22 protein-coding genes are annotated in these 20,770 nt (G+C 43.1%); 4 read left to right on the plus strand and 18 right to left on the minus strand.

Annotation, left to right across the window (positions count from 1 at the left end):
- Positions 1 to 71: 71 nt before the first annotated feature.
- The 4 genes from abc-f to AC622_RS15315 form a co-directional block, all read right to left on the minus strand.
- Positions 72 to 1,928: a ribosomal protection-like ABC-F family protein gene (gene abc-f / locus AC622_RS15305; protein ID WP_442853810.1), complete on the minus strand. Its 1,857-nt coding sequence runs from the start codon at positions 1,926 to 1,928 to the stop codon at positions 72 to 74.
- A 111-nt stretch (positions 1,929 to 2,039) separates the two neighbouring features.
- On the minus strand, positions 2,040 to 2,177 hold the full coding sequence (locus AC622_RS21065; RefSeq protein ID WP_156185643.1) for an RAxF-45 family protein: 138 nt from the start codon (positions 2,175 to 2,177) through the stop codon (positions 2,040 to 2,042).
- 66 nt (positions 2,178 to 2,243) lie between these two features.
- Positions 2,244 to 2,795 (minus strand): signal peptidase I, encoded by a 552-nt coding sequence (lepB, locus tag AC622_RS15310; RefSeq protein ID WP_049671857.1) that lies wholly within the window; start codon positions 2,793 to 2,795, stop codon positions 2,244 to 2,246.
- An 18-nt stretch (positions 2,796 to 2,813) separates the two neighbouring features.
- A complete protein-coding gene (locus tag AC622_RS15315) occupies positions 2,814 to 3,425 on the minus strand; it encodes a TVP38/TMEM64 family protein (protein ID WP_049671858.1) in 612 nt (203 codons plus the stop codon).
- Positions 3,426 to 3,648: 223 nt separating this feature from the next.
- Between AC622_RS15315 and AC622_RS15320 the strand changes: the two genes are divergently transcribed.
- Positions 3,649 to 4,023, plus strand: coding sequence for a hypothetical protein (locus AC622_RS15320; RefSeq protein ID WP_049671859.1), 375 nt, complete (start codon positions 3,649 to 3,651; stop codon positions 4,021 to 4,023).
- Here AC622_RS15320 and AC622_RS15325 read toward each other — a convergent pair.
- Positions 4,020 to 4,616, minus strand: coding sequence for a competence protein ComK (locus AC622_RS15325; RefSeq protein ID WP_053103772.1), 597 nt, complete (start codon positions 4,614 to 4,616; stop codon positions 4,020 to 4,022). The genes AC622_RS15320 and AC622_RS15325 overlap by 4 nt on opposite strands.
- Positions 4,617 to 4,820: 204 nt before the next feature.
- On the opposite strand from AC622_RS15325, the gene AC622_RS15330 reads away from it, so the two are divergent.
- The gene (locus AC622_RS15330; protein WP_049671860.1) at positions 4,821 to 5,048 is read left to right on the plus strand and encodes an IDEAL domain-containing protein; all 228 of its coding nucleotides are present in this window, start codon (positions 4,821 to 4,823) and stop codon (positions 5,046 to 5,048) included.
- Between the two features lie 262 nt (positions 5,049 to 5,310).
- Here the strand turns inward: AC622_RS15330 and AC622_RS15335 are convergent, their stop codons facing one another.
- Positions 5,311 to 6,576 carry a M48 family metallopeptidase gene (locus AC622_RS15335; protein ID WP_331456715.1) on the minus strand — a complete coding sequence of 422 codons (1,266 nt, stop codon included), beginning with the start codon at positions 6,574 to 6,576 and terminating at the stop codon, positions 5,311 to 5,313.
- 613 nt (positions 6,577 to 7,189) lie between these two features.
- On the opposite strand from AC622_RS15335, the gene AC622_RS21435 reads away from it, so the two are divergent.
- Complete coding sequence (locus AC622_RS21435) at positions 7,190 to 7,699, plus strand: CAP domain-containing protein (RefSeq protein ID WP_049673007.1); 510 nt, start codon at positions 7,190 to 7,192, stop codon at positions 7,697 to 7,699.
- Positions 7,700 to 7,739: 40 nt separating this feature from the next.
- On the opposite strand, the gene AC622_RS15345 is transcribed toward AC622_RS21435, so the two are convergent.
- From AC622_RS15345 to AC622_RS15370, 6 genes are all read right to left on the minus strand, one after another.
- Positions 7,740 to 8,045 (minus strand): AzlD domain-containing protein, encoded by a 306-nt coding sequence (locus AC622_RS15345; protein WP_049671861.1) that lies wholly within the window; start codon positions 8,043 to 8,045, stop codon positions 7,740 to 7,742.
- On the minus strand, positions 8,042 to 8,764 hold the full coding sequence (locus AC622_RS15350) for an AzlC family ABC transporter permease (protein ID WP_049671862.1): 723 nt from the start codon (positions 8,762 to 8,764) through the stop codon (positions 8,042 to 8,044). Before AC622_RS15350 ends, AC622_RS15345 begins: the two co-directional genes overlap by 4 nt.
- Before the next feature lie 85 nt (positions 8,765 to 8,849).
- Complete coding sequence (locus AC622_RS15355) at positions 8,850 to 9,644, minus strand: ABC transporter ATP-binding protein (RefSeq protein ID WP_049671863.1); 795 nt, start codon at positions 9,642 to 9,644, stop codon at positions 8,850 to 8,852.
- Positions 9,619 to 10,656 carry an ABC transporter permease gene (locus tag AC622_RS15360; RefSeq protein ID WP_049671864.1) on the minus strand — a complete coding sequence of 346 codons (1,038 nt, stop codon included), beginning with the start codon at positions 10,654 to 10,656 and terminating at the stop codon, positions 9,619 to 9,621. Before AC622_RS15360 ends, AC622_RS15355 begins: the two co-directional genes overlap by 26 nt.
- Before the next feature lie 52 nt (positions 10,657 to 10,708).
- A complete protein-coding gene (locus tag AC622_RS15365) occupies positions 10,709 to 11,680 on the minus strand; it encodes an ABC transporter substrate-binding protein (RefSeq protein ID WP_049671865.1) in 972 nt (323 codons plus the stop codon).
- 174 nt (positions 11,681 to 11,854) lie between these two features.
- Positions 11,855 to 13,405: a fatty acid--CoA ligase family protein gene (locus AC622_RS15370; protein WP_049671866.1), complete on the minus strand. Its 1,551-nt coding sequence runs from the start codon at positions 13,403 to 13,405 to the stop codon at positions 11,855 to 11,857.
- A 589-nt stretch (positions 13,406 to 13,994) separates the two neighbouring features.
- Between AC622_RS15370 and brnQ the strand changes: the two genes are divergently transcribed.
- A complete protein-coding gene (gene brnQ, locus AC622_RS15375; protein WP_049671867.1) occupies positions 13,995 to 15,359 on the plus strand; it encodes a branched-chain amino acid transport system II carrier protein in 1,365 nt (454 codons plus the stop codon).
- A 174-nt stretch (positions 15,360 to 15,533) separates the two neighbouring features.
- Here brnQ and AC622_RS15380 read toward each other — a convergent pair whose 3' ends face one another.
- The 6 genes from AC622_RS15380 to AC622_RS15405 all read right to left on the minus strand — a co-directional run bounded on the left by AC622_RS15380 (position 15,534) and on the right by AC622_RS15405 (position 20,763).
- Positions 15,534 to 15,989 (minus strand): GNAT family N-acetyltransferase, encoded by a 456-nt coding sequence (locus AC622_RS15380; RefSeq protein ID WP_049671868.1) that lies wholly within the window; start codon positions 15,987 to 15,989, stop codon positions 15,534 to 15,536.
- A gap of 715 nt (positions 15,990 to 16,704) precedes the next feature.
- Positions 16,705 to 17,067 carry a hypothetical protein gene (locus AC622_RS15385; RefSeq protein WP_049671869.1) on the minus strand — a complete coding sequence of 121 codons (363 nt, stop codon included), beginning with the start codon at positions 17,065 to 17,067 and terminating at the stop codon, positions 16,705 to 16,707.
- On the minus strand, positions 17,060 to 17,974 hold the full coding sequence (gene murQ / locus AC622_RS15390) for an N-acetylmuramic acid 6-phosphate etherase (RefSeq protein WP_049671870.1): 915 nt from the start codon (positions 17,972 to 17,974) through the stop codon (positions 17,060 to 17,062). Before murQ ends, AC622_RS15385 begins: the two co-directional genes overlap by 8 nt.
- Positions 17,967 to 18,989, minus strand: a complete 1,023-nt coding sequence (locus AC622_RS15395; protein ID WP_049671871.1) for an N-acetylglucosamine kinase — start codon at positions 18,987 to 18,989, stop codon at positions 17,967 to 17,969. Before AC622_RS15395 ends, murQ begins: the two co-directional genes overlap by 8 nt.
- A complete protein-coding gene (locus AC622_RS15400) occupies positions 18,976 to 19,800 on the minus strand; it encodes a carbohydrate ABC transporter permease (protein WP_049671872.1) in 825 nt (274 codons plus the stop codon). Before AC622_RS15400 ends, AC622_RS15395 begins: the two co-directional genes overlap by 14 nt.
- Before the next feature lie 12 nt (positions 19,801 to 19,812).
- A complete protein-coding gene (locus AC622_RS15405) occupies positions 19,813 to 20,763 on the minus strand; it encodes a carbohydrate ABC transporter permease (protein ID WP_049671873.1) in 951 nt (316 codons plus the stop codon).
- Positions 20,764 to 20,770 lie beyond the last annotated feature (7 nt).

A 20,770-nucleotide genomic window follows, 5' to 3' on the forward strand; every position in this document is an offset into this window, starting at 1 on the left:
CTCTATTTATCTTATATAGTTCACCTTTTATATGGAAGCAATAACTATTTTGAGACCAGCCTAACTTATGTCTAGCTCTCGCCATCCAAAACAGAGGCAAGCTCTTCATAAAGTTCTTCACGCCTCCTCATCAATTCCCCCTGCTGCTTCGTTAATTTTCTCAGGATTTCTGTATCGTTTCCCTTTTGAAGCTTTTCTGAAATCTCACATAAGGACGTTTCTACCTTCTCTATTCTTTTCTCTAACATCTCTAATTTGTTTTCTGCTTTGTTGAAGCTCACCCTTGGCTCAACTGCTTGCGGCAAGCGGTCCGCTCTCTCCCTTGCGTAAGAATAGTTCCCAACATAGGTAACCAATTGCTGATTACTTAACCAATACGTTTTCGGAAATAACTTATTGAGTAAGTAACGATCATGGCTGACTGCAAGGATTGTTCCCTCGAATTCAGCGAGTGCATCCTCAAGCACTTCTCTTGAATCAATATCTAAATGGTTGGTCGGTTCATCGAGGATGAGAAAATTGATATCCTGATACATCAATTCGGCAAGCCTTAGACGCATTCGTTCACCGCCGCTTAATTGCGTGATTTTTTGAAAGACCTTTGGTCCATAGAAGAGGAAGCGTGCCAGGATATGCCTGGCCTCCCCTTCCGTTACACTAACCTCGCGGCGAAAGCGCTCGAGGATGGTCAAGTCCTTCTCATCCCTGAATAAATGTTGGGACAGATAACCAATCTTCAAGTTGCTTCCGCATTTCACAACTCCTTGGTCCGCTTTTTCCTCTCCAAGTATCATTTTCAGAATGGTTGATTTCCCTGTTCCATTTGCTCCAACGATGGCTGCCTTTTCTCCATATTGTAGGTGGAGATTAACATCATGGAACAGTTTATTACCGTCAAATTGCTTCGAGACAGCTGATAGCTGAATAACGTCCTTCCCGCTTCTGTCTGCCATATCAAGTTCAAGGCCAATCTTACGCTTTTCCAGGACAGGCTTCTTCAACTTCTCCATGCGCTCTAGGGCACGCTCCATATTCGTTGCCCGCCTGTGAAGAGCCGCACTTGGCGGGTTTGCCTGGTTCGCCCACTCCCGCAGGCGCTTGATGGCCTCCTTCATCTTCTTGATCTTCCGCTGCTGTTCCTTATACTCAGCAAATTCAATGAACAGACGCTTTTCCTTTTCTTCTGCGAAGGCCGTATAATTCCCGGCATACACATGCACTTCTGAACCATCCATATCCATGATTTTGCTAACTGTCTTATCCAGAAAGAATCGGTCATGGGATACAATTACGACTGTTCCCGCATAAGAAAGTAAATAATGCTCCAGCCATTCCACCGCCAGAATGTCTAAATGATTTGTCGGTTCATCAAGGAGCAGCAAATTCGGATTTTGCAGGAGCAATAATCCAAGACCAACCTTGGTCTGCTCCCCTCCGCTCAATGCGCCAAATTCCTTCTTCAATAAAGGCTCGAGCCCAAGCCCTGTTGCCACTTTCATCACACGGCTGTCGAGCTCATAGCCACCGGCTTCTTCAAATTGCTCCTGAAGGTCTCCATACTGCTTCAGAAGACGCTCCGCCATAATTTCGTCCTGCTCGGTGGACAGCCTTCCCTCTAATTCGCTCAATTGCCTTTTCCATTGCAGTTCTTTCGCAAAGGCAGAGAGCAAACACTCATACACAACTTCTTCCTTCGCTGCGGACTGGATTTGTGCTAACAATCCGGCAGAGGTGCCCTTTTTCATGTGAATAGCTCCCGTGTCCAGATTCTCCTGCCCTGCCAATAGCTTCAGAATCGTTGATTTGCCGCAGCCATTTGGCCCGACAATCCCGATTCTTTCCCCCTCTTTGATTTCAAAGGTTACGTTCTCAAATATATAGGTTCCTCCATAGCTTTTTCCGATATCACGTACACTGCATAGTATCATTTGTATGAACTCCTTTTTCATGTCCATACCCTTTAATAAAAAAAGCCATGGAAAAGTCATTATAAGACTTCCCATGGCTTCTAGCTTTGTTATTCCGCTGGGTATAGAGACTTATAATCGTACTGTTTTCATATGAAATTCGGTAAAATTGGGCAGACTTCCCCCTTGGCGAATTTCAGCATGAAAAATGGCACGAATCAATGACAGGTCTTCCAGCCATTGCAAACATGCCTTAACAGAACGATTCATCTCTACACCTCCTTTAATCATTGGTCTTCTTATTATAAGTTAAATATTCAGACAAAGCAAACGGAACTAGAAGTCAGCCTGCCATTCCGTGAGCGGCCAATATCTCATATTTACCTTCCCAACAACCTCATCGACCGGAACAAAGCCGAAATGGCGGCTGTCATAGCTCTTATCGCGATTGTCCCCAAGAACAAAAAGCATCCCTTCAGGCACCTTATCCACACCCATCAAGGACTTCAGCGTGAATGAACCTGTTTGAGCAGATCCAGTTCCTAAATCAGCCTCATCCCTTATGTACAATTCCTCTATATACTGCTCGTTAATATAGAGAAATCCATTTCTGTATGTGATCTCATCTCCCGGCAAGCCGATTACCCGCTTCACATAATCCTCCCGCTTATTCTTATGAAAGACGATAATATCAAAATGTTCTATATCCCTTTCATCAAATCCAGCCTTGGTGACAATTAAGCGGTTTCCCTCCTCCAAGGTCGGGGTCATCGATTTGCCCTCCACTCGGTAATTGGAGTACAAATGATTCTGCACCTGCACAAGCAGGACAATTCCACAGACAAATCCAATGCACCAATAAAGCAGTCCCTTCCTCCTTGGAGACATCGTGCCCCCTCCGTTCCTTTAGGAATGTTCCTTCTGTCCCGTCTTATTCAATCGAATCTCCACCTGTTTGCCGACTATCCAAAGAATAAAGATAATCACACCCATAATGACAGATTTAATCGGCTCTCGAATGAGCGACATGATATCGTGGCCGATATAGCTGATGGTAAAGATCATAACCATCTTCCCGCCAAAGACCGCAATCATATATTGTTTTGGGCTGATGTCCGACAAGCCGCTGACGATATTGACGATTGCTGACGGAGTGAAAGGAAAGCACAGAAGGATGAATAAAGGCCCAAACCCATGCCGATCTATCCAGCTCATCGCCTTTTGGACGGCTGGATGCCTGTGCACAAAGGAGGTTGTCCGCTTCCGGCCGTACATTCTCGCCAAATAAAAGACGACCATCGCACCTGCCACCGCGCCTGTCCAAGATAATAAAAACCCTATCCAAAGGCCGAATGCATTAGCATTAGCCGTAACGAATACAAATAAAGGAAGAAACGGTAAGAATGCTTCTAAAAAGGGCAATAATAAGCCTGGTATCGGCCCTAAATTCCGGTAATCGCTTATTAATTCCGCAAGCCGTTCCATTGTTAGCCATTCGGTCAACCAGCTTAAATCCATAAAATCTCCTCACCAATCAATGACTGCTGTCAGTCAGTTCATAATAGGTAATTTCATTTCCGCTCATTGGATTAGACGAACTCATTACCTTCATACTTATTATATCAGATAGTACTATATATCATCTTTCGGCAGAAATTAAACTTGTCAAAAATCACTGGACCTATTATCCTATATACAAACATATGTTCGTATTAATACATTTGAAAGGACGCGATTCCAAATGACCCGCATCCCCACCGAAGATCGAAATATAATGGAAAAGGCTATTTATTTGCCGATGGTGCTTACAATTCTCACGAGAGATTTGAAAGCCGTTGAGGCGGCACCATTCAAACTAAAACAGCCTTACGTTCTTTTAATTGAGGAAACAATGAAGCAGGTTCAGCATGAGTTAAAAGCTGTGAGCCGCTATATGAGGACCCATCAGCTAAAGGTCGAAGAATCAAAAAGGGATGAATCCTTCACATTATTTCTCTTTCTATATAAAGGGTATGAGGAATATCATAATTACTTTAACCCGCGTATTCGCAATAAAGTTCAGGAATTATTAGAGTACTATTTCATTAAGCAATGGCAGGGAAAGAAGGATGCTTAATGTTTATCAAAACCATTGCGGGAGGATTCAGATAAAGCTCCCTTCAAATGAAACGCCGAATGTCCATCATTCACCTGCATGTAATTATACAAATAGTTAGTCTGCCTGACGGTCTCCTCCATTTTTTGATGAAGCTTTGACTTCAATAATGCAGTCCGAAGCATCTGATTCTCGATGATACTGTAGGAAACCGGAATCAGAATGGACTGCTTGTTCCGGAAGTTAATCTGCGTTTTGGCAGGTGCGATGCGGATTCTCGAAACGATATGTTCATAGGATAGCCAAACGCACGTATCCCTATGAGGAGAAGTCGTCGGAAAAAAGAACAGGCCATTTGCCGGGTCGAGAGCAATTGGAACCTTATGCGAGATATTCAGGAGCTCCTTCGTCCCTTCACACCTGCCATCGAAACTTGATCCAAAATACTTGCAGCTTGTTTTAACGACATCAAGCGGCTTTTGCGGAACAAGGAATTCTTCATCGAATTCGATGATTTTTGAATACGTTTTATAGCCATATTCCACTGGGATCACAGCAAACGTGTAAGGACTTATTTCATACTCTTCCTTTTGATTTATGAAGCGTTCTTCCATGACTTCCTCCTTATTCAAGACAAATTTACTACCTTAGTAACAATATACCATACCATATAGTAAATAAGTCATATTTTGTCAAAAAAATCCAAATATTAGTTTATGCTAGATTAAAAACAAAATAATTATCAGAATTATTAAAACATTCAGTTGTTTTTTCTCCCCAACTGCTATATAATAAAAAAAAGCAACGGGGGGATTCATATGAATCACGAAAAAGCAAATACAGATATTGTCAACGCTGATGTGACTGCTGCCCAGGGACTAACTGAAGAAGTATTAGTGGATATGATGATTTACGAAGCCCAATTAACCCATGCAAAGCGAAAACTTAAGGACCAGATTGATCTGGCCTTAGACAAAAAGGATAAAGAGTTATTCCTTCAATTATCCTCTGAACTGATTGAATTAGAGAAGAACTTCGGGAATTAATAAATGGACCAATAAAAACGCCTCTTCCACTGCAGGAGGCGTTTTTATTATGACGGATTACAAATAAAGGCCAACATCGAAGGCTGTCTGCATAAATGCAGACAGCCTTCGAATAACTAGTGAATCTTTCTTCGATGCTCTAAATGAATACCAATATGCCAACCCCTAGCATGACCACTGAGATCAAGAGCCATATGCTCCTTCCATAAAAGGCAAGGAGAAGAAAGGAACCCGTTTCCTCTTGAATCGAATATCCTTTATCTTAATGATGATTCTTCTCATATTGTTTGACAAGCTGGATTCTCTCAAGCATCGATGGATGACTGTTGCGGAACAGTTTGACAAGATATGGCGGATTCATTTGACTTAAGCCGCTTTCCGAAAGCTTCTGGAATGAGGTAATAGCTGCATCCGGATTATCCGTCATCTTAAGAGCATATTCATCTGCCCTCGTTTCCTGTACACGTGATACATAATTGGTGATTGGGTTTGCGGCAAACAAGAGAATTGAGGTAATCAACAGAAAGAGCGGCAAGGAGGCAATCTCCTGCTTCGACTCAAGTTGATAAAGATCTCCCCGCTTTCGAATAGCCCGCTTCATCCACTTATCGGTGAGCCAGAGTCCCACAAGTGTTAAAAGCAAATATCCTGCAATACCAATATATATATGCTTTTCGACGTAATGGGCCATTTCATGAGCCATTATGAAGAGAATTTCATCATCGTCTAGGCTGTTAAGGGTCGTATCCCAAAGCACTATACGTGAATTAGATCCTACACCGGTCACATAAGCATTCAGTGCATTGGTCTTCTCGGACATATTCACCTCGTAGACATGGTCAGCCGGGATATCCGCCTTATCCGCGAGTGCTAGGATCTTTTCCTCAAGCTCCTTGTTTTGCAATGGATAAAAGTCATTGTACAAAGGATCAATCACAACCGGCTGGATGAACATGACAAAAACCGTAAATGGAATCGAAAGCAGCCAGCCAAACAGCCACCATCGTTTGGGGCTTTTGCGGATGAGCCAGTACAAAACCATCACCACAACAGCGGTCATTGCATAATCAACCCAGAATTCAATCAGGTTATCCTTCATCCATGAGGAAAATGCTTGTGTAGATATCCCATAAGACAAGGAAATCTTATAGCGTACATAAGATAGCGGCAAAAAGACAACAAACAGCAATAAGGAAAGCCAAAAAACATAAGCGCCCGTCTGCACAAATTGTCTCTTCCATGACATCCTTCCCCATCTGTCCAGCCTCTTAGAAAGACCCGTTACAAGCACAATTCCATAAAACAGCCATTCCAAAGGCGTACTGATGAAAAAGAAGAAGTTCCTGATTTTCGAATAAGCCTCGCTATCCTCTAGTGTTTCGCCATCCATAAAAGTCTTAGGGTCGACACTTGTACCATTTAAGGCATCAGGTATGCTTGTATCGGCACCATGGAACAGATAGATATAGATGGAGAACACATACAGAAGAAATAAGCCAACTGCGGCCATAAACCACTTTTTCTTCAATCGTTATTCTCCCCCTTCCTGAATTTTCATCTATATATATGTCCATATACAGACAAGTTAGAACCTAGCATAGTTTGACCATGTGAAGCCTTTTATATAGGCAATCGGCGATTTACCTAAACGATCTTTTCCACTCACCTTAAATCCTACTAAAGCCTCTTGTATTTCTCATATTAATCTACTAGACTCTTATCGTGCTAAAGAATTTTATCGTTTTTTGTCATAATACGATAAGTCTAAGAATTAGCAACATGTATTCTAGGGGGAAATCAGCTTAATGAAAAAGATATTGCCAGTCTTGCTATCCATGATTCTATTTCTAGCCGCATTAACCGCTATTCGCATTCCAGACGCAGAAGCAGCAACGGCAAAAACACTCTACGTGAAAGCCAAAACAAGCTTGAAAGCATCCGCGAAGAGCAACTCATCTACTTTACTTACACTATCTACGGGTAAAGCCCTTTCAATTGATACGGGTACACTGAAGAACGGTTACTACAAAACAAAAGCTTCCGGCAAAACCGGATGGGTACTGAAAAGCAAGGTCAGTCAATCTGCTCATTCCTTGAGCAAGCAAAAAATCTACAAAACAACAAGCACCAAGAGTACAGTATTGAAAACCTTAAATGCTAAAACAAACGTCACGATTGTGGGTAAGAGTGGCGAACGTTACAAGGTGAAATCCGGTTCTACTGTCGGATGGGTTGTTTCCTCTAAATTCAAAATTGGATCCTACACACCAACGTTTGAAGAGCAGGTTGTGAAGCTCGTGAACAAAGAACGAGCAGCTGCCGGATTAAAAGCATTGAAGAGCTCCTCGAAACTAAATAATGTTGCAGAAACGAAATCCAAGGATATGCGTGATAAAGGCTACTTCTCTCATACAAGCCCTACCTATGGAACGCCTTTTAATATGCTCAAAAAGTTTGGCATTTCTTATACAGCAGCCGGTGAGAATATCGCCGCCGGACAGACGACTCCAGCAGCTGTCGTTAAATCATGGATGAACAGCTCTGGCCATAAAGCTAATATCCTTTCAAAGAAATATACACATATCGGTGTAGGTTATGTCTCTGGCGGTGATTACCGCCACTACTGGACACAGCTATTCATCGCTCAATAAATTTTGAAACCTCCAGCCAAGTCTTGGCTGGAGGTTTCTTCTACATATACAAGGAAAGACCCGCTAAGACAGCAATTGAACCAAGCACGACCACAATCACGTTGGCCCCAAGCAAGGCGATGATAACAGCAGATAAACCGCCAACAAGCCCTGCCCAAATATTCTCTTGAATATAGAGGACTCCGGGAAAAATCAAAGCGCCAAGCGTAGCATAAGGAATATTTTCGAGTACACGCATCCAAAACGGTGGTAAAGCCCCCTCCTTCATAAGCCAGAAAGGAAGCATACGCGGAAGATACGTAGCCAGCCCCATCCCAACAATCAATAGAAAAATGGATACACTCATGCTTCCTTACTCCTCCTTTTGCTCCCATTAAGCCATTCGACTCCGACCGATGCCAATAAGGCGGAAGCAATCAAGGACCAGCCTGTTGAAAGAAGATCAAAAGAACTGAGCAGAAAATTCAATCCCGCCCCGCTTAAAGCCAAGGACAAAACCTTGCGGCTCTTCGATAACGGCGGAATAAGCAAGGCAATAAACATAGCATACAAGGCAATTCCCATACTCTCTTTCAATACATCCGGCAGGCTTGCTCCAAACAAGTATCCGAGCAGTGTGCTCAATGCCCAGCTTCCATAGGCGATTCCGCCCAGTCCAAACATAAACCCTGCTGTAATCTTGCCCGACCTTAAAGAGGCAACAGAGAAGGTCTCATCTGTAATACCAAAGGCATAAATGAGTTTCTTCCATGACGGATCCTTTGCTGCTCTTGCCTGAATGGAAGCTGACATAAGAAAATGCCTGCTATTGAGGATGAAGGTCGCCAAAATAATCTCAGCAATTCCGATTCCAAGTGACAATAAATTCAATGCTATGTATTGTGCAGCCCCAGCATATACAATAAGACTCATCGATAAAGTCTCTGCAAGGGTCAGACCGGTTGATTTGGACAGCAGACCGAAAGTGACCGCAACCGGAAAATAACCGATAGCGATACTCATTCCGGCCTTTAGGCCGCTCATAAAGTCAGATGACCTCATATAGCCTGCCTGTACTTCTTCCATTCCCCTATACCCCCTATCCTTCATCTAAGTTGGCTATACGGCAAAATGCCTGGCCCGAGGCCAGACATTTATTCGCAAGCTTCTATTATCCCAGCAGGGACCGGTCTGATATATTTGAATCGCGTTTCAATTTCTGGAACTCAGCCAGGAGCTTCTCAACTGTAAGCGTTTCCTTCACGACGCTATCTGCCTCATAAATAATTTCTCCGCCATCCATCATGATCAGCCGGCTTCCAAGGTCAAGAGCCTGCTGCATATTATGCGTGACCATCAAAGTCGTCAGTTTATGCCTTTGAACAAGCTGCTTTGTGAGCTCTGTAATCAAGGCAGCCCTGGATGGATCAAGCGCCGCTGTATGCTCATCAAGAAGGAGAATATCCGGTTCTGTGAAAGTTGCCATCAATAATGACAGCGCCTGTCTCTCTCCACCTGAGAGAAGACCGACTTTAGCAGACAATCGATTTTCCAGCCCTAGATGAAGCTCGGCCAGCTTTTCCTTAAAAAATGCTCTTCTCTTATTGGTTACGCCGAACCCAAAACCGACTCTTTTGGTACGGGCATAAGCAATAGCTAGATTCTCCTCAATCGTCATATGAGGAGCCGTTCCGGCCAGCGGGTCCTGAAAGACTCGGCCGATTTTGCGTGCCCGCTTATGCTCTCCCATGCCGGTCACATCATCCCCATTAATGTAGACCGTACCGAAATCAGGAATTAATTTACCCGATATCAAATTCATTAAGGTCGATTTCCCGGCACCATTACTGCCGATGACCGTCACGAAATCTCCTTCATTTAGGTAGAGATTAGCATTCTTCAAGGCAATCTTCTCATCTGGAGAACCTTCGTTAAATACTTTATTGATCTGGTTTAGTTGCAGCAAGCTGCTCGCCTCCCTTTCCAGTTGTTCCCGTTTGGATGCCCATGGCAGCAGCCTGTTTCAATCGGCTTCGTTTCTGGCGGTATTTCTTATACGAGTCAACCCATTTAGGAATTAGAAGCGCTACAATGACCATAATAGCGGTAATCAGCTTCATATCACCCGCTTCGAGGAATTCAACCTTCAAAGCAAACGCCACCACAAGACGATACACAATTGCCCCGCCGATAACAGCCAACGTAGCTCTCACAACCGATCTAGCGCCAAAGATGGCCTCCCCAATGATAACGGAGGCAAGGCCTATTACAATCATGCCAATCCCCATCCCGACATCAGCAAAACCATTATACTGGGCGATAAATGCGCCTGATAAAGCAACAAGACCATTTGCGAGACCAAGTCCAATCATCTTTGTCCAATCCGTATGAACAGAGAAGCTTCTGACCATTTGTTCATTATCTCCGGTTCCGCGAATGGCAAGGCCTATTTCCGTTCTCAAGAAAGCGTCCAGCAGAATCTTAATTATGAGAACAAAGACAGCCATCGGCAAGAGAATGGACCAAGTGGAGGGAATGAATCCTGATAGACTGATGGCATTAAGGAATGAGCTCATCCCTTCATCTATGCCTAGTGACTCAAACCACGAACGAAAGACGGTAAATACCTTTTCTTCTGATGATAAAGGGACATTCGGCTTGCCTAGAATCCGTAAATTAATCGAATACAAGGCAATCATCATTAAAATCCCTGATAATAACGGGTTAATTCTTCCTTTTGTATGAAGCAATCCTGTTGTCATTCCAGCCATGAATCCGGCAATCATCGCCATACCGGTTGCCAAAAATGGATTTATCCCATTGCTGATTGCGACGGCAGCGACCGCTGCCCCTGTTACAAAACTTCCATCAACCGTAAGATCAGGAAAATCTAATATCCTGAAAGATAAGTAGACCCCTAGAGCCATTAAACTATAGATAATGCCGGCCTCAACCGACCCAAAAACAGATGTAAACACATTCCTCTTCCTCTCTGCTTGGATTCCAGGCTTCCATTCATTCTATTGGCGGCTATTCAATATATTCCGCTTCTTCCTTAATACTGTCGACATCGACTCCCATTTTTTCAGCTGCCTTCTTATTGATTACCAGCTTAAGATCTCCCGGTACCTCCACAGGGATATCCTTCACTTCTTTATCATCCTTTAGAATTTGCACAGCCTGTTCTCCTGCTTGGTAGCCGATATCATAGTAGCTGAACCCATAGGCTGCAAATCCGCCTCTTTCTACAGAATCAAGCTCACCGACAAAGAGAGGAATTTTTTCCGCTTCTGCAACAGAAATAACTGATTCCAGCGCAGAGACAACCGTATTATCTGTCACAATCATAATGGCATCCACTTTTCCTGCCAACGATTCAGCTGCCTGCTTCACCTCGGCAGATGTAGCGACAGATACTTTCTGCAAGGTCAGACCATTCTTCCCAGCCTCTTCTTCCGCCTGCTTCACCTGTACCTCTGAGTTTTGCTCACCAGAGTTATAGACGGTGCCGACTTTTTTATATCCCATATCCGCCATTAGCTTGACTGTATTCGGAATCGCATCTGGATGAGAATCTGTTGTACCTGTTACATTCTTATCAGGCGCCTCGAAATCTTTCACAAGCTCCGCACCGACAGGGTCTGTCACAGAGGTAAACACGACCGGAATATCCGTTGTGGCATTTGCGGCAGAAAGCGCGCTAGGGGTAGCGTTGGCAAAAATTAAATCCACTCCATCTCCCGCAAAATTAGTCGCAATCGTCTGGTTGTTTGTCGCATCACCTTGAGCATTCTGTTCATCGAACTTCACCTCGACACCAGCATCCTCAATCGCCTTCTTAAATCCTTTAGTCGCCTCATCCAACGATGGATGCTCTACATATTGTGAAATACCTACCTTAAATGTTTTACTATCTCCAGATGATGTGTCATCTGATCCACAAGCTGTCAGGATCATTGAGATTGCCATTGCTGCGGTAAGTCCTAACCATCTTTTCTTCATTCCTGTATCCCCTCTCTTTTTGTCTATTTTTGTCGCTTTTTCGCTTTTGTGCGTTTATGCGTTTGTGATTTTGTTTGCTAAATTATAGCCTGATAGGACCATAATTGCAATTAATATTTAGAATTATCAGCAAATTTAACCAAATAAAAAACCCGCAGTTTTGCGGGTTTGAATTCAGGATTGTTGAAGAACGGCATTTTTTAGTGCCCTTCTCAAAATCTTTCCTGTTGTATTCTTTGGAAGCTCTTCCATGAAATCAATTGATTTTGGCACCTTATATTTCGCCAATCGTTCTTTACAATAATCGATTACCTCTTCTTCGGTCAAGGAGGGCTTTTTCGAAACGACGAAGCAGCGAATGACCTCACCTAAATTGGGGTCTGGTGCACCAATAACGGCAACCTCAGCAATGTCAGGATGGGCAAAAAGCACTTCCTCCACTTCCCTCGGATAAACATTAAATCCGCCGACAATGACCATATCTTTTTTGCGGTCAACAATATAGAAGTACCCCTCATCATCCATACGGGCAAGATCTCCTGTATAAAGCCAGCCATCCTTGATTGCAGCAGCTGTTTCCTCCGGTAGCTTATAGTAACCCTTCATGACATTCGGCCCCTTAACGATTAACTCTCCTACCTGCCCAGCCGGCACTTCCTCACCAAGCTCATTGACGACTTTATTTTCGACATGAATAATGGACTTTCCAATAGAGCCCGGCTTTCTCGGCCGGTCAATCGGATTAAAGCAAGTAACCGGAGAAGCCTCTGACAAGCCATATCCTTCTGACACGATGACATTGAACTTTTCTTCGAAATTCTTTAACAGGGCAACCGGCATGGCCGAACCGCCGGAAATACAGAAACGCAATGAACGAAAGTCTTCTGTATTGCCTTCAGGATATTGAAGCAAATAATTGAACATCGTCGGCACACCCGCAAACAGGGTAATTTCATATTTCTTCGCCGCGTGAAAGACATCCTTTGGACTGAATTTAGGAATGATGACAAGCGTCCCCCCATTCAGTAAAGGTGCATTTAAAGAGACAGTCAAACAAAACACATGGAACATGGGCAATACGGTGATCACGCGATCATTCTCATTAATACCTAAATAATCCGCCACATCCCGTGCATTGCTGTATAAGTTTCTATAAGAAAGCATTGCGCCCTTCGGCTTCCCCGTTGTCCCGGAGGTATACAGGATAATGGCCGTATCCTCGTCCTCAGTCTTCGGCTCTATGAATGTACCGCTTCCTAAGGCAAATATCTTTGTAAACGATTTCATTTTTCCGCTGATTAAGAGGTCTTCCGGTATTGGACGTTCTACTGCCTCGGATGGACAAATGATATAGTGTTCGATACTAGGCAGCATCCGGTCCATCTTCTCAAACATTGGAATGAGGAGATCGAGCGTGATAACTGCCTTTACGTCTCCATTCTTCAATATGTAAGAAATCTCATCTGGGGTATACGTTGGATTTACCGGGATGGCGGTCGCCCCTAATCTGAATAAACCATATAATCCAATGATGAAATGAGGTGAGTTTCCTAATAGCAATGCCACATTATCCCCTTGTTTGATGCCAAGGCTTTGCAACCCGTCAGCAAACTGTGTCACTGCATGGTCAAATTCTGCATAGCTTGTTTCATGATCCATAAAAATAAATGCTGGTTTTGACGTAAACTTGGCTGCCGTTTCATGAAGTTGAGTTGATAAATTCATCGTTCTCCCTCCCTGTTTGCGAGATGTATATTTTACTAAAATATTCAAAATACATCCAATTTTTATTATAGAAAAAGAAATCACCCTATGCAACCATTAAGAATATTTACATGCTAAAACAGGAATTATGAAGCAAAATCCAGCATTTTTCATCCTGTAAATATTCTCAAATTCATAATGTCAAAATAATAGATATAGAATATCGCTAAATTGTTTAATCGGTTTTATCTTAAAAAAGAAGGGTGTCTATAGACTAGCCCCTTCTTCCTATGACTGATGCCCCCAAGCGTAATGACAAGTGCACTGGCACCTGCAAGCAGCCACCCCTTCTTCTTCAACATCCAATCCCTCCTTATCGAATTCAACTAAAGTATAAATGGACATTGTAAAAGGATGATGACTCACTTGTTAAGTAATGTAAAAGAAAGGTAAATACCTCATCAATAGATAGTGAATCATTATCTGGAAATCTTTGTTCGTTGTACGAAATAATTTTTTTCTGTTATAGTTAGAAAACAAATTAAAGAGATTAATACACATCTTGTAAAATATTCAGATAATTCAAACAACTAGAAAGGTGCTCTGACAAATGGATCAAAAACTTCCTATATCAGCTTACCTAATCATCGGGCTGATGCTATTTTCCTTATTTTTCGGCGGAGGAAACCTAATCTTTCCCGCCTATCTCGGACAATTATCCGGCACACATGTATGGATAGCCGTTGCTGGTTTCCTCGTTACAGGAGTGGGGCTTCCATTATTGGCCATCATAGCAATTGGCATCTCTGGCGTCGATAATGTACAGCCCCTTGCGGCAAGGGTTCACCCTATTTACGGCGTTATTTATACGTTATTGCTCTACTTAACAATCGGACCGTTCTTTGCACTACCAAGAACAGGTACTGTATCTTATGAAATTGGAATTGCCCCCTTTATTGGCGGTGACAATCAAACCATTAAACTATTGATTTATACGATTCTCTTTTTCGGTATTTCCTTATGGCTTTCATTGAATCCATCCAAAATCGTCGAACGAATCGGCAAAATCCTATCTCCATTAATGCTGCTTTTCATCGCGTTTATTATCATTATGTCTTTCGTAAACCCGCTCGGCGCACAAACAATGCCGCAAGAAGGCTATGATACGGCAGCCTTTGTAAATGGATTCCTGCAAGGATACAATACACTGGATGCGCTCGGCGCACTAGCGTTTGGCATTCTTATTATCAATGCCGTGAAATTATATGGGCAAAAATCAAAGAAAGCAATCTTCACATCTGTTCTTAAATCAGGGATTATCGGCGTTAGTTTATTAGCACTCGTCTATATCTTCGTTGCCTATATTGGTTCCACTTCGGTAACGGCACTTGGACTTGCTGATAACGGAGCTCCTATCCTTTCAGGAGCCTCCAAGCACTATATGGGACAGCTTGGTCAAATCATGCTTGCCTTCATCATTATCATTGCTTGTTTGACAACTAGCGTTGGTCTCACATCAGCCTGTGCCGCTTATTTCTATAAACTAGTGCCTAAGTTCAGCTATAAAACATATGCGATTGTCTTTACCATATTCTCGGTATCCGTTGCTAATGTGGGGTTATCGAATTTAATTACCTTCTCCACACCGGTATTATTGTTCTTGTATCCAATCACGATTGTGCTCATCTTGCTCGTGCTCGCTGATTCTATCTTCAAGGGGCGCCGCATAGTCTATGTATGCACAATGATTTCTACACTCATAATGAGCTTCGTGGAAGGTATTCACGGGTTCGGCATTTCCTTAGGAGGGCTGGACCAAATCCTCTCCAGCTATGTGCCGCTCTATAATGTATCCATGGGCTGGCTCACATTTGCACTAATCGGCTTCATTTCCGGCTGCATCATCGCAAGAATGACAGCTGAAAATCCAGCTGAAGGAACAGAAATCTCCCTTACCGGGGAAACAGAAATGTAAATCAAACACAGGAAAAGCTGATCTAAAAGCACTGCACAAAGCAGGCTTCGGATCAGCTTTTCTTTTTTTGGCGTTCATTCTTCTGGAAAGAATATGATTAAATGCAACTGGTAAAACCGATTATTATTGTGCTTTGAAGAAGGAAAAGCCATCCTTGTTAGAAAATCACATCCGTTAGCATAACATCCATTCATATATACATTTTTCCTTTTCCCCTCGCTGATACATATCGTTGTGTTCTGGGACATCAATGATTTCTAATAGATTAGCTCCGACATATTCACAGGTTTTTCTTGAGGCGATGTTATCTGGATTGCAGGTAATAATCAGTTTCTCCATTTTATGAGCAGTCGCCACTTCCCTTAAAAGCAATGCAGCTTTTGCAGCATAGTGATTACCTCTATATTTCTCATTAACTGCATATCCAATATGACCCCCATAATATAAATTTTCATTGTATCCAATTCTAATATCTATTTTTCCAATAGGTTCGGATGAACCACTTAAAGAAATATTGAAATGATACGCTGGAACCCATTTTTTATCCTTGTTTCCTGGTACTGTTTTTATGAGATGCAAATCAATTTCATCCCCTTTGATAATATAAAAGTCCAAAAATTTAAATTCCAATATGCTCCCCCTATACTTCACTATTTTTTATTAATAGGATAATTCCCTCACCTTCTTACACTAACCTGTCCCTTTTTCACAATAAGGACTTCTACAGAAAAGGACTTTAATCCTTCTTGGCTCAACAGCCCAATTAGTTCATTAAAAAAGTTCCTTTCTTGGCGGTAGATGATGCTTCTAATAATTTTTTCCTCTATCGATTTTCTCCTAACCAGAATGCCTTAATCTTCGTTTTCTCCTCTATTAATGTTGTATCTTCAAAAATTAAAAAATAAGTGTTGCATACTAGTATACAACTAAGTTAAAATAATTTTGGGTCATTTTCCTGTACCAAAATAGAGCGGCTAGGCTCTACCATTTTCAAGCCACTTTAAGATATTTTTAAAGTGAACGACCTTTAGACAGCTATATAGATAGCTTAGGAAAGAACTCTCCTTATGGGGAGTTTTTTTGTTCGAAAGGAAGAATAAGGTTCTTCATTAAACTTGTGATTATCCATATAACCCTCCCGCTTCTTATCAGATACCAAGATCTTTAAAATATCCCTTTATTACAATAAAACGTTCAACACCAAAAGGCATTAATCCTTCAGGACAAATGCCAGATGTAAGGCTTTTATAGGTTTTTTACTACAGATATTGATAAAGCAAATAACAGAAGAATAACGCTATTAAAAACTAGAATGCCTCCTATCATAATCATATATTGATAGGAATCATGTATTCCAATCGTCAATAGATATCCTGCTACGCCAACTAGTATAGCTGAACAGAACACCGCCAATGCAGCCAGATAGATACTTTCCTTTCTTCGAATGATTAAATAGCCAATCGTATTTGCGATTATGATGAAAAAGAAACATTCCCATATAAAACTGTCCATAGTTCCCTCCTCCATGTCTAATTACGCCCTCTTTACTATTTAATTGTTCATAATAGACGTGCCCGCCTTTAACAGTACCACAAAATAAATCTCCATCCTCTTTTGCTCCTAAACCAAGAAGAAAGAAACCAAACGAAAAGACAGGCGGCAAGCAATCAGCTTCTCTCCACCTGTCCTTATCAAATTTCTCATACACGCCGGTTCTCCAATGCCTTCATGGCCCGTGGAAAATGATCGTCATGCTTTCTTAGCTCCGAACAAGCCTGCTCGTAGGAAAGCTTGTAAAGAATCATCAGGATGGCAGCTCGTGTGTTTCCCTTTGCCTCCTCGTTCATCTTCTTGGCGAGGGCTTCTTCTGCTCCTGTGATATCTTGAATGATAGATACGGATCTCATGCGCAGCTTATCATTCGTCGCTTGCACATTCACCATTAGATTCCCGTATACCTTTCCCAGTTTAATCATCACGGCGGTTGAAATCATATTCAGAACCATCTTCTGGGCGGTCCCGGCCTTCAGCCTTGTTGATCCAGTGATTATTTCCGGACCGACAGGAATCTCAATCATGATGTCAGCTGTCTTGGATAGCTCTGTCTGAAGATTGCAGGCAAGCCCGATTGTCTGGCAGCCAATAGTATTAGCCTGTTCAAGGGCGCCAAGTACATACGGAGTTCTGCCGCTCGAAGCGATACCGACAAGAACATCCTCCTTCACCAGTAATTCTTTGACAATCATTCGTCCTTCCTCACTGTTATCTTCAGCATTCTCAACAGGGATTCGAACGGCCATCTCGCCGCCGGCAATGATTCCATTGACTAATTCAGCGGGGACTCCAAAGGTCGGAGGACACTCAGATGCATCAAGTACACCGAGCCTCCCGCTAGTTCCGGCTCCTATATAATAAAGTCTGCCTCCGTTTTCGAGGCGGGTGACAGCCGCATCGATGGCAGCTTTTATTTGCGGGAGCGCTTTTTCAACCGCATAAGCAACCGTCTTATCCTCCCGATTCATCAATTCGATGATTTCCATCGTTGAGAACAGGTGGAGACCTTCTGAGTTTTCGTTTCTCATCTCCGTGATCATTTGCCGTTTTCCCTCATTCATCAACCAGGCCTCCATCTATTTTTATTGTCTTGGCAGCTTGCCAGGATTTCGCGATATTCTCCTCAATCTCGTCTGAAATATGGTCCATCTTCTCAAGCAGTGCACACATATAAGTTCCAATAACTGGTGGGTAATGTGAGAGAATGACAGCCTGTTGATGCCCGGCCTTTCGGATGGATGATTCAAAAGCCTGCCGGAAGAAGATTGACTGAAACAACCCTCCTGAGATGACGAGTGAACCGTTCCGGCTTTTCGCATCAGCTGCATAAATGGCTGACAGCAGCCTTTCCAGCTCCTGAATCGCTTCAGCCATAATGGCTAAGGCGTCATCATTTCCCGCCTCCGCTAATTCAATGACTTTTCTTCCAAGCCCAGCGATGGCCTCCCTCGGATAATTTGCTTCATATACATACGTGATAAGCTCCATCGGACCTTCCAATCCGAAATGCGTTAATACGGAAGCACATAATGCCTCGCCGCCTTTTCTTCTTCCATCATGAGACTCAAGCACACGACGTAAGGCCCTATTGCCTATATCATAGCCGCTTCCCTCATCCCCTAATAAATATCCCCATCCGCCTGCTCGGATAGCTCTGCCATCTTTTTTGAAATAATAAGCGATGGATCCGGTACCGGCGATTAACACCAATCCTTCCTTCCTCTTCGTAGCTGCCGTGAGAGGAGCGAGGCAATCATTCATGACCGTAATGTCCCTTGGCTTGATTCCATAGTCAAGGAACCACTCCCTCCATCTGACCTGGTCCTCCAGTCTGTCTCCGCCGGCGGCCGCTACGCTGATTGCCGTAATCGCTTCCTTTGAATAATCAGATTCCAGAAACAAAGAGTCCAGCATTCGATAGAGATCAGCCTTCACCGTGTTTTCGGGTCGGGATTTCAGATTAGTCGAGGGACCGCTAACAAGAAAGTCGATTCGGCCGTTTCCTTCACCTGCCGCCAAATCCGTTTTCGTCCCTCCGCCATCAATTGCGAGAATGATTTCCTTATTTAACGGCACCAGCAGTCATTCCCTCCATGAATTGTTTTGACGCAATGAAGAAGAGGACAATCATCGGCAGGGAGGAAAGCGTCAGCCCTGCAAATAAGGAGCCCCAATCAGCGGAATACTCACCGAAGAGCGACAGCATGCCGACCGGGATAGTCTTCTTCATCTCATCTGAAATAAAAATCAGCGGGAAGAAGAAATCATTCCATGCCTGGATGAAATTAATGATAACGACAGTCGCAAGGGCTGGACGCATGATAGGCAATAAAACATTCCAGAGAATTCTCAAATCGCTGGCACCGTCAATCCGCGCCGCTTCCTCGAGCTCTATCGGCATCGTCCGAAAGAAACCGGTCAATATTAGAATGGATAAAGGAATACCCTGTGCTGTGTACATAAAAATCAAGGACCATAGGGAGTTGGTTAAGCCTAAATCCTTCATTAATAGAAATAGCGGCACAATCCCAAGCTTGATGGGAATCATCATCCCCATCAAAAAGAAGAAGAAGAGCAGATTATTCCACCAAAATGTATACCGTGCGATATAAAAAGCGGCTAAAGAGGTTGTGATAACAATGAGAAGAACGGAGACCACACTCGTAAACACACTATTATAGAAATACGTCATGAATGGAATGCGCTCAAGCAAGGTTCGGTATGTATCAAGGCTGAATTGCTCCGGCCAGGAGAGCGGGTTCATGAATATTTCCGCACTCGGCTTAAAGGACGACAGAACCATCAGGATAATGGGATACAAGCTGATGGAGGCAAACAAGAATGCGATAATATAATAAAACGGGCGAGTCCAAATCGTTGCTTTCATTCTGTTTCCCTCCTACATATCAATTTGCTTTCGATTAATGACCTTCAATAACACCGCTGTGATGGACGCAATAAAGATAAAAAGCACAACAGCAAGTGCTGATCCAAGACCTACAGCTGTTGAATCTCCGCTTCCGCCTCCAAAGGCCAGCCGGTAGAAATAAACTGCCAGCGTATCTGTTGAACGATATGGTTCTCCTTGAGAGCCTTGCATCGCATAGACAAGCTCAAAGGCCTCAAAGGATTGAATAAAGGTCAGAACGGTCATGATCATCAAGGAAGGGACCATTAATGGAAGCATAATCTTCCGTATAAGAGTCAACCCCCTTGCCCCGTCAAGCCTAGCCGCCTCAATCAGTTCATGCGGTATGGCTTGCAGACCTGCAAGGAAAATAAGGACGGCAAATCCGACACCAAACCAGCAATTCACTAAGATAATCGCAATCAAGGCTGTATCCGGATCGCCAAGCCATGCCTTCTGCAGGGATTCCAGGCCGAATTTACCTAATAAAATGTTCAGGGCACCGAAATTGGGATTCAAAATCAGCTTCCAAAGAAAGCCGACCACGATAACTGATAATAATCTTGGCAGGAAATAGGCAATCTTAAAGAATTCCATTCCCCGTATCTTTTGATAAAGAATGAGCGCCAGTACAAAGGCAACGCCATTTTGAATAATCATTTGAATCACGAAATAAAGAACGTTATGGCCAAAGGCATTCCAGAACATGCCTCGAAATGGCTCAAGTGTAAATAAATCCTTGTAATTCCCCAGTCCAATAAATGCCCCTTGCTTAATTCCCTCCCAGTCAAAAAAACTGTAAGTCAGCGCGGCTAAAAGGGGATAAACGATGAATAATCCATAGATGACAAGGGCGGGAATAGGCAGGAGATGAATCTTCCATCCCCTGCGCTTCTTCACGTTTGGTTTCTTCACTTCAGCTGTAATCGTTTCCGGCTGCATAGCTTAC

The sequence above is a fragment of the Bacillus sp. FJAT-27916 genome, assembly GCF_001183965.1.
In the GTDB taxonomy this organism is placed as follows: domain Bacteria; phylum Bacillota; class Bacilli; order Bacillales; family Pradoshiaceae; genus Pradoshia.

What these genes read in the sequence shown, in the direction of transcription:
- abc-f (WP_442853810.1), bottom strand. Translation starts at nt 1,928, where the DNA reads ATGATACTATGCAGTGTACGTGATATCGGAAAAAGCTATGGAGGAACC.
- AC622_RS21065 (WP_156185643.1), bottom strand. Translation starts at nt 2,177, where the DNA reads ATGAATCGTTCTGTTAAGGCATGTTTGCAATGGCTGGAAGACCTGTCA.
- lepB (WP_049671857.1), bottom strand. Translation starts at nt 2,795, where the DNA reads ATGTCTCCAAGGAGGAAGGGACTGCTTTATTGGTGCATTGGATTTGTC.
- AC622_RS15315 (WP_049671858.1), bottom strand. Translation starts at nt 3,425, where the DNA reads ATGGATTTAAGCTGGTTGACCGAATGGCTAACAATGGAACGGCTTGCG.
- AC622_RS15320 (WP_049671859.1), top strand. Translation starts at nt 3,649, where the DNA reads ATGACCCGCATCCCCACCGAAGATCGAAATATAATGGAAAAGGCTATT.
- AC622_RS15325 (WP_053103772.1), bottom strand. Translation starts at nt 4,616, where the DNA reads ATGGAAGAACGCTTCATAAATCAAAAGGAAGAGTATGAAATAAGTCCT.
- AC622_RS15330 (WP_049671860.1), top strand. Translation starts at nt 4,821, where the DNA reads ATGAATCACGAAAAAGCAAATACAGATATTGTCAACGCTGATGTGACT.
- AC622_RS15345 (WP_049671861.1), bottom strand. Translation starts at nt 8,045, where the DNA reads ATGAGTGTATCCATTTTTCTATTGATTGTTGGGATGGGGCTGGCTACG.
- AC622_RS15350 (WP_049671862.1), bottom strand. Translation starts at nt 8,764, where the DNA reads ATGGAAGAAGTACAGGCAGGCTATATGAGGTCATCTGACTTTATGAGC.
- AC622_RS15365 (WP_049671865.1), bottom strand. Translation starts at nt 11,680, where the DNA reads ATGAAGAAAAGATGGTTAGGACTTACCGCAGCAATGGCAATCTCAATG.
- AC622_RS15370 (WP_049671866.1), bottom strand. Translation starts at nt 13,405, where the DNA reads ATGAATTTATCAACTCAACTTCATGAAACGGCAGCCAAGTTTACGTCA.
- brnQ (WP_049671867.1), top strand. Translation starts at nt 13,995, where the DNA reads ATGGATCAAAAACTTCCTATATCAGCTTACCTAATCATCGGGCTGATG.
- murQ (WP_049671870.1), bottom strand. Translation starts at nt 17,974, where the DNA reads ATGAATGAGGGAAAACGGCAAATGATCACGGAGATGAGAAACGAAAAC.
- AC622_RS15400 (WP_049671872.1), bottom strand. Translation starts at nt 19,800, where the DNA reads ATGAAAGCAACGATTTGGACTCGCCCGTTTTATTATATTATCGCATTC.
- AC622_RS15405 (WP_049671873.1), bottom strand. Translation starts at nt 20,763, where the DNA reads ATGCAGCCGGAAACGATTACAGCTGAAGTGAAGAAACCAAACGTGAAG.